This is a genomic window from Paraburkholderia sp. A1RI-2L, from assembly GCF_048957375.1.
Classification (GTDB): Bacteria; Pseudomonadota; Gammaproteobacteria; order Burkholderiales; family Burkholderiaceae; genus Paraburkholderia.
In genome coordinates this window covers 216959-229473 of the sequence record NZ_JARBTA010000004.1, presented here as the reverse complement: position 1 = coordinate 229473, position 12515 = coordinate 216959, and the positions used below count along the sequence as shown (strand labels likewise).

The following is a 12515-nucleotide window of genomic DNA, read 5'->3' as shown; positions in this document are numbered from 1 at the left end:
GGACGCTTTTATCTGGTTCCGATCACCATCGAATCCGGGCCGGCGAGCGGCTCGACGCGCACCTGGGAGAAGCCGGCCTCCCTCATCCATGCACAACACTGCGCACCGGTATAGTCGAAACCGCCCGGCGTCTCGATCAGCATGTTCAAGCTCATCAGCAGGCCGAATGCATTCTGCCTGCGCTCATCGTCGATCAACGCGTCGTAGACGATCAGGCAACCTCCGGGAGGCAGCGCCGCACGGCACTTCGCGAGGAGCGCCATCTTCTGCTCGAGGTCCCAGTCGTGAAGGATGTGCCCCATCACCAGCACATCTGCCGAGGGGCACGGATCTTTGAAGAAGTCGCCCGAATGAAAGTGCAGCCGCTCCTGCAGGCCGTGCGAGGCCACGTAGTCCTCAAACACCGGGCCCACCACCGGCAGGTCGAAACCGCCGCCGTGCAAGTGCGGATGCGCAAGTGCGATCTCCACGGGCAAGGCGCCTTGCGCCGCGCCAATGTCGATGAATGTGCCGTAGTTTTGCCACGGGAATTTCTGCGCCATCGCCCTGGCTGCACCCAGACTGATCCCTGTCATCGCCTGAAGGAAGCCTCGTAGCGACGACTCGTCTCGATAGATCGCATCGAAAGGGTTGCCGCCGCGTTTGGCCTCGTTCTGCGGCTTTCCGGTGCGAAGCGCTTCCGTCAGCAGGCCCCAGAACGGATACAGCCGGGCGTTGGCCATTTCCAGCAATCCGCCCACGTAGCTGGGCTTCGCCTTGTCCAGAAACAACGCGGTGTCTGGTGTATTGCGATATTTCCCGTCCTCGCGCTCCAGAAAATTCAACGCGACCAGCGCATCGAAAAAATCGAGGGCCGAGCGCGGATGCAGTCCGACTACGTCACGAAGTTCCGCAGCGTCGCGAGGAGCGAGCGCAAGGTGCGTGAACACACCCAGTTCGACCGCTGACAGCAGCGTCTTGGCCGCCCAGAATCCCATGCCCACCTGGAGCAGCCGTTCAGGCGAGGGCTCGCGCTGATTCGCGGCGTCAGCCCCGGACGCCTGTGGAACCTGGTGTGGTGTGTTGGCCATGGTTGCTCCCGGCGCCGATGTGCGGGGTGAAGTGCCTGCCGCCATCGTAGGCTGACCAAATTTGCTCGATGTGCGCTACCGTACAAAGCGAAGCCAAAGACCTGGCATGTCGGCCACGATGAAACTGTCCTTGTGCGGGTTCAACGGACTTATGAAGCGGTCCTATACTGCATACTCAAGTTCAAACTCCTCGAAGACCCAATGACATGACCGCAGACCGCGCACACGCCTGGTTGACGTTCAACCCCACCGTAGCCGCTGCAAAGGCCGCCGGCCGCCCGCTGGTCGCGCTGGAGTCGACCATCATCGCGCACGGCATGCCCTATCCGGAGAACGTGCGCACCGCGCGCGAAGTCGAAGCGTTGGTCCGTGATCTGGGCGCCGAGCCCGCGACGATCGCGCTGATCGGCGGACGAATCCGCATCGGTCTTTGCGAAGACGAACTGGAACTGCTCGGCAGCTCGGATCAGGTGCATAAGGTCAGCCGCCGCGACCTGCCGGCCGTGCTGGCCAGCGGCGGTCTCGGCGCCACGACGGTGGCGGGCACGATGATATGCGCCGCCCTGGCCGGCATCGAGGTTTTCGTCACCGGAGGCATAGGAGGCGTGCATCGCGGTGCGCAGGAAACCTTTGACATCTCCGCGGATCTTCAGGAGTTGGCAAAGACCTCGGTGGCGGTGGTGTGTGCCGGTGCGAAGTCCATCCTCGATATCGGGCTCACACTGGAATATCTGGAAACGCACGGCGTACCCGTGCTCAGTTGCGAGCAGGACAATTTCGCAGCGTTTTATACGCGGGACAGCGGCTATCGCGCGGATTTCAGGCTGGACGACGCCGCGGACCAGGCGCGCTTCATCCGCACCAAGTGGGACCTGGGCCTTGTGGGCGGCGTGGTGTTGAGCACACCGGTCCCGGAAGCAGCGGCGATGCCGTCCGAAGAAGTCGATGCCCTGACCCGGCAGGCGCTTGCTGAGGCTGCGGCGCAAGGCATCACCGGCAAGGCCGTCACCCCTTTCGTACTGGCCCGCATCAAGGCGCTGACGGGCGGGCGCAGTCTGGCGACAAACATCGCACTCGTCAAACACAACGCAGAGGTCGGCACACGGCTCGCGCTCGCGTTGGCAAACTCGCGGCGTGGAGCCGGTGAGGCGTAGCAAGGCGAGAGGCCCATACGCATGCTTGCCCAAACCCCAGCAGGCAACCGGCGGCCGCCACGGTGGCAGATGGCCGTGATGCGCGCGGTTGTGGCACGGCCGGGCGGCTCGCAATGAAAACCTGTCTGGCGACGAATCAACGCCGGCAGATTCCTCAGTAGTCCGCGCACATCGATTGAAGGAGCGCACCATGGCGACCCTATCCCTTTTTAGCGGTACGACCATCGATGAGATTGCGAATCGCATCTATCGCATCTCCACGCCGGCCGAGATCCCCGGCGGCGGATTCTCCTTCAACCAGTACCTGATCGACGACGACGAGCCGCTGCTATTTCATACTGGTCTGCGCAAACTGTTTCCGGCCGTGAGAGAAGCGGTCGAGCGGATCATGCCAATAGACCGTTTGCGCCATATCGGCTTCTCGCATTTCGAATCCGACGAATGCGGCGCACTCAATGAATTTCTCGCCGTCGCGCCGCGTGCGGAGCCTCTATGCGGTCAAATCGCGGCCATGGTCTCGGTTGGCGATTTTGCCGACCGGCCGCCACGCGCACTCGATGATGACGAGACGATCTCGCTGGGGCAGCACAGCGTGCGCTGGCTTTACACGCCGCATCTACCTCACTCGTGGGAATGCGGGTTTCTCATGGAAACCACATCGTCAACGCTGCTCTGCGGCGACTTGTTTACTCAAGGCGGCTCGCATCCCCCGCCGCTTGTCGAGAGTGACATCTTCGAGCCGAGCGAGGCCTTCCGTCATCAGATGGATTACTTCTCGCACACCACCAACGCCCGCTCAATGCTGGAACGCCTCGCGGCATTGCAGCCGACCACGCTCGCCTGCATGCACGGCAGCGCCTGGCGCGGCGATGGCGCAGCCTTGCTGCGCGCGCTCGCCGATAGCGTGGAGCGCGGCTAGCCTCGATGTGAAAGGATTGCTTCGGTGCGACGGGCCTGCCTCACTTTCGCGCGGGCGGCTGCGGGTTATTTGCCGGATTCGTATCAAACCGGCTAACTGCTTCGATGCCTACCTTGCCAGCGAGAGCAGATAGCCGTTCGTATAGCCAGGCGGCTGTTTCCCTGTCGTAGACCTCGTCGCCTCGGACGTACACCGTGAACGACCTCAGATACTTCGCCTTTTTCTCGGGGTTATCGATCGTATCCTTCGTCCACTGGTACAGAGGGTAACGGTCCCGCCCCGCCTTCTCCGCTTCCTCGACATACTCGGCGAATGCATCGTACTGGCACTTCAACGAGGCGTTGCGCTCATGCAAGACCGCTTCAAGCAAATCGCGCTCTTGATGCTGGGTGCGCGTGCGCAACGCCTCGGCCAGTTCGGGCGCGACGGTAATGCGGATCTGGAACTGCCATGTTTCAGTCATGCAAGCCTCCTGCCGTACCTCGGCGACGCAAGAAAAACCATGCCGTAGTTAAAGGAAAACCGCTGTTGCGGGATCATCCTCCAAAAATCTGGTGCATCAAGTGCCTGGCTGCGAAGCGCCAAAAAAAACCCCGCGTCCCAAGCCGTCCATATCGACCGACCGGTAACGCGGGGATTCACAGCATAGGGACGCAGCGGCCTGAAACCACCCGGCCGCCCCCCTTACTTCTTCTCGTCCTTGATCTGCGGCAGCGCCGAAGCCTCGCCCGGCGTCAGCAGGCCGACTTGCGCATAAACACGCAGCTTGTCGCGCGTATCGGTAATGTCGAGATTACGCATCGTCAGCTGACCGATACGATCGCGCGGCGAGAACGTCGAAGCCACCTTCTCCATCGACAGACGTTCGGGCTGATACGTGAGATTCGGCGACTTCGTGCTCAGGATCGAGTAGTCGTTGCCACGGCGCAGCTCGAGCGTCACTTCACCCGTGATCGCGCGCGCGACCCAGCGCTGTGCCGTCTCGCGCAGCATGATCGCCTGCGGATCGAACCAGCGGCCCTGGTACAGCAGGCGGCCCAGACGGCGGCCATTCTCGCGATACTGCTCGATGGTGTCTTCGTTATGAATGCCGGTGACGAGGCGCTCATAAGCGATATACAGCAGCGCCATACCCGGGGCTTCGTAGATGCCGCGGCTCTTCGCCTCGATGATGCGGTTCTCGATCTGGTCGCTCATGCCCAGACCATGACGGCCGCCGATGCGGTTCGCTTCGAGCAGCAGCTCGACCGCATTCGGGAAGGTCTTGCCGTTCAGCGCAACCGGCTGGCCTTCCTCGAAGCGGATCGTGACTTCCTCGCGGTCGACCTTGACGTCGTCGCGCCAGAACGCCACGCCCATGATCGGGTTCACGATCTTGATGCCCGACTCGAGGCTCTCCAGATCCTTGGCTTCGTGCGTCGCGCCGAGCAGGTTCGAGTCCGTCGAGTAAGCCTTCTCCGCCGACATCTTGTACGCGAAGCCCGACTGCTGCATGAATTCCGACATTTCCGCGCGGCCGCCGAGCTCGTCGATGAACAGCTGGTCGAGCCACGGCTTGTAGATCTTCAGATCCGGGTTGACGAGCAGGCCGTAGCGGTAGAAACGCTCGATGTCGTTGCCCTTGTAGGTCGAGCCGTCGCCCCAGATGTTGACGCCGTCTTCCTTCATCGCGGCGACGAGCATCGTGCCCGTCACGGCGCGCCCGAGCGGCGTGGTGTTGAAGTAGGTGACGCCGCCCGTCGAGACGTGGAACGCGCTGCTTTGCAGCGCCGCGATGCCTTCGGCCACGAGCTGCGCGCGGCAGTCGATCAGGCGGGCGCCCTCGGCGCCGTACTCCGTTGCGCGGCGCGGGATCGAATCGTAGTCGTCCTCGTCGGGCTGGCCAAGGTTGGCGGTATAGGCGTACGGCACGGCGCCCTTCTTGCGCATCCAGTGCAGCGCGGCGCTCGTGTCGAGGCCGCCCGAGAACGCAATACCTACTTTTTGACCAACCGGAACACTTTCAAGAATCGTACTCATCGACAAAACCCGTTAATGGAGGACATTGACCAGGCGCATAGTTTACCCGATGCGCGAGGGCTGAACCCCTGCTCCGGTAGAAATCGTGCCCGGCAGCGGCTTTTGAAGCGCATTTTTAGGGCCAACTTTGGCGGGTTTGGCGAGAGGTGGTGAGGAGTGGCCGTTCTTGCAGGGTCGCTCCCCACAAACGCACCCGCTACTGATCGCGTCTTGCAAGCCTGTCGCGCAATACGACAGGCATATAGCCTTGAAAACCTTCGCCGGCTCGGCAACAGCCGAGCCGGCGTCCGTGTGAATGGCCGTGCGCATACCGCAGCCTCACCGGTTCACTCCGGCATGCCTTTGCCGCGTGTTTCCGGCAGGAACCAGGGAATGACAATGCCCAGCAGGTAGCACGAACTCATAATGAGCGCGGCCTGCGAGACGCCGCCGAATGCCTTGATCATCGAGCCCGAGAGGATCGGGAAGACCCACGCGATCAACCGCGCGGCGTTGAACACGAAGCTGATCGCCGTCGAGCGCACGGTCGAGGTGAACAGTTCGCAGGGGTAAATCGCCATCCATGCATACGCACAGCCGAGCGTGAAGAAGCCGTTGATCGGCGCGATGATCAGCATGCCACCGAGCGTCGCCGTGAAGTGGTACGTGATGATCGTGGTGATCAGCGAGCCCACGAAGGTCATGCTCAGGAACGCGCGCCGGCCCATCGCATCGACCATGAAGCCCGACGCGAGATACGCAACGATAGCGCCTGCCGTGTAGATGATCGAGATGCGCGAGCCCCAGGCGAGCGCATCGGCGGCGCCCGTCGCCTTGGCGAGGCCGACGGTGAAGGTCGGCAGCCAGCTCGAGATGGCCCACCAGCCCGTGGTCGCGACGATCGAGAGCACCATGGTCAGCAGCGTGCGGCGCAGCGCTTCGCGCTCCGTGAACAGTTGCTTGAGCGTGAACGGACGCTTGTCCGCTTTGCCGGCGCGCGCCGCCGAGCTCGCGCTCGCGTCCGAGGTGGCGTTCCAGCGCTTTTCCTTGACGGCCTGCTGCCACTTCTCCGATTCGTTCATGCCGCGGCGCAGATAGAGCACGAAGAACGCGGGCAGCGCACCGACGATGAACATCAGGCGCCAGGTTTCAGCCCCCAGCGGATGAGTCGAAGACAGCGCATACCAGATCACGGCGGCGAGCAGCGTGCCCCAGCCAAAACCGGATTGCAGGAAGCCGGCGCCCTTCGCACGCGCATGCTCGGGCCAGGTTTCGGAGACCAGCGCCACGCCGGTGCTCCATTCACTGCCCATCGCGAGCCCGGTGAGAAAGCGCAAGGCGCACAGCACGACGAAGGTATTCGAAAACGCGGTGAGGCCGGAGAACAGCGCATAGAGAAACACCGACCACAGCATCATGCGCTTGCGCCCGACGTAATCGGCGAGAATGCCGCCGACGAGGCCCCCCACGCCCCAGCCGAGCAAGGTGATGCCGATCACGGTGCCCGCGAAGACCGGCAGCGAATGCGCCTGCTGCGCCGTCAGGACCGACTTGAGCATGGGCGCGAGCACGACCACGAGTGCGAGCGCTTCGAAGCCGTCGAAGATCCAGCCGAGGAAGCCGCCTCGCAGCACGCGCCAGTGCGTTGCGCTCAGGCCGTCATACCAGTGTGTTTTGGGCGGCTGGGCGATATGGGTGTCTTGCATGATGCTGTCTCCTGAGGAACGTGGTTTCGACGCTTTCTGTGTTCGTCTTCGGGTAAAACCGCGATCTTTCTGTCAATGCTATTTGATTGGCGATGCTAAATTTAAATACTGCCGCGCTGCGCGGCCCGCTCGCGGATAGCCGCAAAATCGGCGGGCAGCGGATGCAGATCCAGCCGCTGCCCTGCTTTCACGATCTGGCTTGGCGTGTCGTGGCCGATCAGTGCGGGCAGTCGCTTCGACGCCGCGATGAGCGCCGCCAGGTCGACGCCTGTGTCGTAGCCCATCAGCTCGAGCGCATGCACGATTTCCTCGCTGCAGACGTTGCCGCTCGCGCCCGGCGCGTAGGGACAGCCGCCGATGCCGCCGAGCGACGCGTCAAAGCGATCCGCGCCGGCATCGATCGCGGCGAGCACATTGGCGAGCCCCATGCCGCGCGTATTGTGAAAATGCAGCGTGATTTCGCTTTGCGGCCAGCGTGCGAGGCATTGCGCCGTGAGCGCCGCGACCTGGCGCGGATACGCCATGCCGGTCGTGTCGCACAGCGTCACACCGCGCGCGCCCGCCTCTTCGATGAAACGCTGCGTCCATTCGAGCACGGTCGCGTCCGGTACGTCGCCTTCCATCGGGCAGCCGAATGCGCAGGACAGCGAGATATTGACGGCGAGGCCCGCCTCGCCGGCGAGCGCGGCCACCTGCTTCAGCCCGTCGAAAGACTGCTCGCGGGTCATGCGCAGATTCGAGAGATTGTGGCTCTCGGTAGCGGACATCACGAGATTGAGCTCGTCGGCGCGCGCCTCGATCGCGCGTTCGGCGCCGCGCACGTTGGGCACGAGCGCCGTGTAGACCACCCCGGGCCGGCGCTCGATTGCGCGCAGCACCGCTTCGGCATCGCTCAGTGCGGGAATCGCCTTGGGCGACACGAACGCCGTCACTTCGATCTTGGCAACGCCGGTGCGCGAAAGCGCATCGATGAGCACGATCTTCTCGTTCGTCTCGACGAAGGTTCCTTCGGACTGGAAACCATCTCGTGTGCCGACTTCCTGCATGTAAATGCGCCGGCGCTCTCCACTCCAGACGTTCATGCAATCACTCCTTTTTCGCGCAGCGCGGCGATCTGGCTTTCGGCAAGACCGATCTCGCGCAGGATGCTTTCGGTGTCGTCGCCGAGCCTGGGCGCCGACGAGCGCACGCTACCAGGCGTGCCCATGAGCTTGGGCACGATGCCCGGTACGTCCACTTCGTAGCCGTCGCGCGTAGGCTGCCGCAGGATCATGTCGCGCGCGCGGTAGTGCGGATCTTCCGCGATATCGCGGGCCGTGTAGATCTTGCCTGCTGGTACGCGCGACCCGGTCAGCGTGGCCAGCACCGCTTCGCTGGAACGCCCGACGGTCCATGCCTCGATGGCGCGGTCGAGCTCGTCCACGCGCGCGACGCGGCCTGCGTTGTTCGCGAGCGCGGGATCGTCGGCGAGATCGCCACGGCCGATCGCCATCATCAGTCGGCGGAAGATGCTGTCGCCGTTGCCTGCGATAAGCACGTAGCCATCGGCGCAGCGGTACGCGTTGGACGGCGCGATGCCCGGCAGCGCGCTGCCGGCGGCTTCGCGCACGGCGCCGAACGCGCTGTACTCGGGAATGAGGCTTTCCATCACGTTGAAAACGGCTTCGTGCAGCGCCACGTCGATCACCTGCCCCTTGCCGCCGTTTGCGTCGCGGTGATAGAGCGCCGTGAGCACGCCGATCACGCCATGCAGCGCGGCGAGCGTGTCGCCGATCGAGATGCCGCAGCGCACCGGCACACGCCCGGGCTCGCCGGTCAAATGGCGCAGCCCGCCCATCGCTTCCCCGATCGAGCCGAAGCCCGGCAGATCGCGGTACGGGCCGGTCTGGCCGTAACCCGAAATGCGCAGCATGATGAGGCGCGGATTGACTTCCGCGAGCGCCTCGTAACTCATGCCCCAGCCTTCGAGCGTGCCCGGACGGAAGTTCTCGATGAGCACGTCGGCCTCGGCGATCAGCGTGCGCGCGATCTCCTGGCCTTCGGCGCTGCGCAGATCGAGCGCAAGCGAGCGCTTGTTGCGCGACTGCACCTGCCACCAGACGGAGGTGCCGTCTTTCATCAGGCGCCAGTTGCGCAGCGGATCGCCGGCGCCGGGCGGCTCGATCTTGACGACCTCGGCGCCGAATTCGCCGAGCGTCTTGCCCGCGAACGGCCCGGCGATCAGTTGTCCCATCTCGATCACGCGCACGCCTTTGAGCGCGGCGGGCGAAAGCGGCAGGGAAGATTGGGCACTCATCACACTCACTCCTGAAATACGGTGGGCACGTGAAACCGCTTAGCCAAAGAGCCAGGGTTCGCGCGCGCTGCGCTCGCGCTCGTAGGCGCGGATCGTGTCGGCCTGCTCGAGCGTGAGCGAGACATCGTCGAGACCATTGAACAGCCGGCGCTTGCGCTCGGCCTCGATCTCGAACGAGATGGCGTCGCCGACGGCGGGCCGCACGATCTGCGCCTGTAAATCGATCTCGATGCGCAGGCCCGGCGTGCGTGCGGTGAGATCGAACAGCGCCGCTACGGCACGCTCGGGCAGGCGCACGGGCAACATGCCGTTCTTGAAGCAGTTGCCGTAGAAGATGTCCGCGAAGCTCGGCGCGATCAGCGCGCGGATGCCGAAATCCGCCAGCGCCCAGGCTGCGTGCTCGCGGCTCGATCCGCAGCCGAAGTTCTCGCGCGTGAGCAGGATCTGCGCGCCCGCGTAGCGCGGCTGGTTGAGCGGAAAATCCGGATGCGGCCGGCGCGTCGCCAGGTCCTGGCCCGGCTCGCCGTGGTCCAGATAACGCCACTCGTCGAAGAGATTGGCGCCGAAGCCGGTGCGCTTCACCGACTTCATGAACTGCTTGGGAATGATCGCGTCGGTGTCGACGTTCGCGCGGTCAAGCGGCACGACGAGCGCATCGAGTCGGGTAAAGGCTTGCATCAGATCACTCCACGGGAAACGTCGACAAAGCGGCCGGCGACAGCCGCCGCCGCGGCCATGGCGGGGCTCACGAGGTGGCTGCGGCCGCCGGGGCCCTGGCGGCCCTCGAAATTGCGGTTGGACGTGGAGGCGCAGCGCTCGCCCGGGCGCAGGCGGTCGTCGTTCATGCCCAGGCACATCGAGCAGCCGGGCTCGCGCCATTCGAAGCCCGCTGCCCTGAACACGGCGTCGAGCCCTTCGGCTTCCGCCTGTGCCTTGACGAGCCCGGAGCCCGGCACCACCAGCGCCAGCTGGATGGTGGGCGCGACGCGGCGGCCCTTCACGACCGCCGCGGCGGCGCGCAGGTCTTCGATGCGTGCGTTCGTGCACGAGCCGATAAATACCTTGTCGAGCCCGATGCGCCCGATCGGCGTGCCAGGCTCGAGGCCCATGTAGTCGAGCGCGCGCGTCATGCCGGCGCGGCGCACCGGGTCGGCCTCGGCGGCGGGGTCGGGCACCATGCCGTCGACCGGCACCACCATCTCGGGCGAAGTGCCCCAGGTCACCATCGGCTTGAGCTGCGTTGCGTCAATGCGCACGGTCTTGTCGAACTGCGCGCCCTCGTCGCTCACGAGCGTGCGCCAGTACTTCACCGCGGCGTCCCAGTGCGCTTCGCCCGGCGCGAACGGGCGACCCTTCACGTAGTCGAGCGTCACGTCGTCCACACCGATGAGCCCCACGCGCGCGCCGGCTTCGATCGCCATGTTGCACAGCGTCATGCGCCCTTCCATCGAGAGCGCGCGGATCGTGCCGCCCGCGAACTCCATCGCGTAGCCCGTGCCTCCCGCCGTGCCGAGCTTGCCGATGATGGCAAGCACGAGGTCCTTGGCGCTCACGCCAGCCGGTAGCGCGCCTTCGACTTCGACGCGCATCGACTTCATTTTTTCGACCGAGAGGCACTGCGTCGCCAGCACGTGCTCCACTTCCGAGGTACCCACGCCGAACGCGAGCGCCGCGAAGGCGCCGTGCGTGCTCGTATGCGAGTCGCCGGCCACGACCGTCATGCCGGGCAGCGTCGCGCCCTGCTCCGGACCGACCACGTGGATGATGCCCTGCCGCGCGTCGCGAAGGCCGTAGGTTCGGATGCCGAATTCGTTGCAGTTGGTGTCGAGCTGGGCGACCTGCATGCGCGAGAGCGGGTCCGCGATGGCGTCGATGCTGGTGCGCTCGGCGGCGAGCGTCGGCACGTTGTGATCGGCGACGGCAAGCACCGTGCCGGCGCGCCAGGGCTTACGGCCCGCCATGCGCAGTGCTTCGAACGCCTGCGGACTCGTCACCTCGTAGACGAGGTGGCGGTCGACATAGAGCAGCGTCGGGCCATCGGGCGTCTGGGCGACGACGTGGCTTTGCCACAGCTTGTCGAAGAGCGTGCGGGGCGTGCTCGCGGACTCCATCAATGTGTCTCCTGGATTCGGCTAATGATTGCCTCGCAGTCCGTCGCCCTGGCGGGCGAGGCCGCGGCCTATGGAGAGGCATTCTGCGCACGCATGGCCATGGGCGGAATGACACGATGTGGAAGCGAGCTTTCGCGAAACGCTAAAGCTCGCCGCGCGCCCGTGGGCGCAGACATCACTTCGGCCCGGCTGGCGGCTGCGAAGCCGAGCCCACCAGATGATTGATGAGCAGCCGCGCCGGCTTCGGCAACGCACTCAGGTCGCGCGCGCAGATCAGCAGGTCGCGCACGGCCCAGTCTTCGGCAAGACCGATCCTGTGCAGGTCCATCGAGCGAAGATGCGGGCGCACGGCCGCGTCGGGCAGCACGGCGATGCCCAGTCCGGCGGCGACCATCAGGCACATCGCGTCGAAGCTGCGGACCTGGATGCGCAGCTTCAGCTGAGCGCCGGTGAAGGCCGTGGCGGCCTTCAGGCGCCTTGCGAGCGAGGTGCCGCGCGAGAGACTCACAAAATCGAATGCCAGCGCATCGGCGAAAGACACCGTTTCGCGCTGCGTCAGCGGATGGCCGCCCGGCGCCACCACCACGAGCCGGTCGCTGCGGTACGGCATGGTCTGCAGGCCGAACGTCGGCATCTGGTCGGCCATGATGCCGAAGTCGGCCGCCCCGTCCACGACGGCGAGCGCCACCTGTTCGCTGTCCTGCTCCTCGAGCTCGATGCGGATTTCCGGATTGACCGCATTGAACGCCGCGATGTCCGAGGGCAGAAACTGCGTGACCGCCGACGTGTTGGCCCAGAGCCGCACGACGCCCGCCACCCCGGCCGCATAGTCCGACATGTCGGCCGTCATCAGATCGACGTCGCTGAGGATGCGCTGCGCATGCTGTTTGAGCGCCTCACCCGCAGCGGTTAGCGTGATGCCGCGCGAATGACGCTCGAGGAGCGGCGTGCCGACCGCCGCTTCGAGGTCCGCGATGCGCTTGCTGGCTGCCCCCACGGCAAGATGGGCGAGCTCGGCGCCCTTGCTGATGCTGCCGCTGCGGACGACCAGCGCGAACAACGAGAGCGAGACGAGATCGAGACGATGGAGATTCATTTGCGGACATTCCAACGACGGCAAAGACTCCATTATGAGGAACGAGCCGGGCATTCGCTCTGGGCACAGTCCAGCCGACGGACGCAGTGGCCCGATCGTAAAGGCTCGACTAGCACGACATCCGTGTCGTCTCGCGCAACCATCGTAAGCTGCGCTTCATCGATC

11 protein-coding genes are annotated in these 12515 nt (G+C 64.8%); 2 read left to right on the top strand and 9 right to left on the bottom strand.

Going from position 1 to position 12515, the window contains the following annotated elements; translation table 11 throughout:
* Window positions 1-8: 8 nt before the first annotated feature.
* On the bottom strand, window positions 9-1070 hold the full coding sequence (locus PWP93_RS29510; RefSeq protein WP_421047185.1) for a methyltransferase: 1062 nt from the start codon (window positions 1068-1070) through the stop codon (window positions 9-11).
* Between the two features lie 206 nt (window positions 1071-1276).
* On the opposite strand from PWP93_RS29510, the gene PWP93_RS29505 reads away from it, so the two are divergent.
* Together PWP93_RS29505 and PWP93_RS29500 are read left to right on the top strand one after the other, a co-directional pair.
* Window positions 1277-2224, top strand: a complete 948-nt coding sequence (locus tag PWP93_RS29505; protein WP_421047184.1) for a pseudouridine-5'-phosphate glycosidase — start codon at window positions 1277-1279, stop codon at window positions 2222-2224.
* A 190-nt stretch (window positions 2225-2414) separates the two neighbouring features.
* The gene (locus PWP93_RS29500; protein ID WP_421047703.1) at window positions 2415-3143 is read left to right on the top strand and encodes an MBL fold metallo-hydrolase; all 729 of its coding nucleotides are present in this window, start codon (window positions 2415-2417) and stop codon (window positions 3141-3143) included.
* Window positions 3144-3183: 40 nt separating this feature from the next.
* Here the strand turns inward: PWP93_RS29500 and PWP93_RS29495 are convergent, their stop codons facing one another.
* From PWP93_RS29495 to PWP93_RS29460, 8 genes are all read right to left on the bottom strand, one after another.
* Window positions 3184-3606, bottom strand: coding sequence for a hypothetical protein (locus tag PWP93_RS29495; protein ID WP_421047183.1), 423 nt, complete (start codon window positions 3604-3606; stop codon window positions 3184-3186).
* 221 nt (window positions 3607-3827) lie between these two features.
* Window positions 3828-5162, bottom strand: a complete 1335-nt coding sequence (gene argG / locus PWP93_RS29490) for an argininosuccinate synthase (protein WP_421028438.1) — start codon at window positions 5160-5162, stop codon at window positions 3828-3830.
* Window positions 5163-5488: 326 nt separating this feature from the next.
* Window positions 5489-6847 (bottom strand): MFS transporter, encoded by a 1359-nt coding sequence (locus tag PWP93_RS29485; RefSeq protein WP_421047182.1) that lies wholly within the window; start codon window positions 6845-6847, stop codon window positions 5489-5491.
* 101 nt (window positions 6848-6948) lie between these two features.
* Complete coding sequence (locus tag PWP93_RS29480; RefSeq protein ID WP_421047181.1) at window positions 6949-7929, bottom strand: hydroxymethylglutaryl-CoA lyase; 981 nt, start codon at window positions 7927-7929, stop codon at window positions 6949-6951.
* A complete protein-coding gene (locus PWP93_RS29475) occupies window positions 7926-9143 on the bottom strand; it encodes a CaiB/BaiF CoA transferase family protein (protein ID WP_421047180.1) in 1218 nt (405 codons plus the stop codon). Before PWP93_RS29475 ends, PWP93_RS29480 begins: the two co-directional genes overlap by 4 nt.
* Window positions 9144-9182: 39 nt before the next feature.
* Window positions 9183-9821 (bottom strand): 3-isopropylmalate dehydratase small subunit, encoded by a 639-nt coding sequence (gene leuD / locus PWP93_RS29470; RefSeq protein ID WP_421047179.1) that lies wholly within the window; start codon window positions 9819-9821, stop codon window positions 9183-9185.
* Window positions 9821-11254, bottom strand: a complete 1434-nt coding sequence (leuC, locus tag PWP93_RS29465) for a 3-isopropylmalate dehydratase large subunit (protein ID WP_421047178.1) — start codon at window positions 11252-11254, stop codon at window positions 9821-9823. Before leuC ends, leuD begins: the two co-directional genes overlap by 1 nt.
* 175 nt (window positions 11255-11429) lie before the next feature.
* Window positions 11430-12350, bottom strand: coding sequence for a LysR substrate-binding domain-containing protein (locus PWP93_RS29460; protein WP_421047177.1), 921 nt, complete (start codon window positions 12348-12350; stop codon window positions 11430-11432).
* Window positions 12351-12515: the final 165 nt, after the last annotated feature.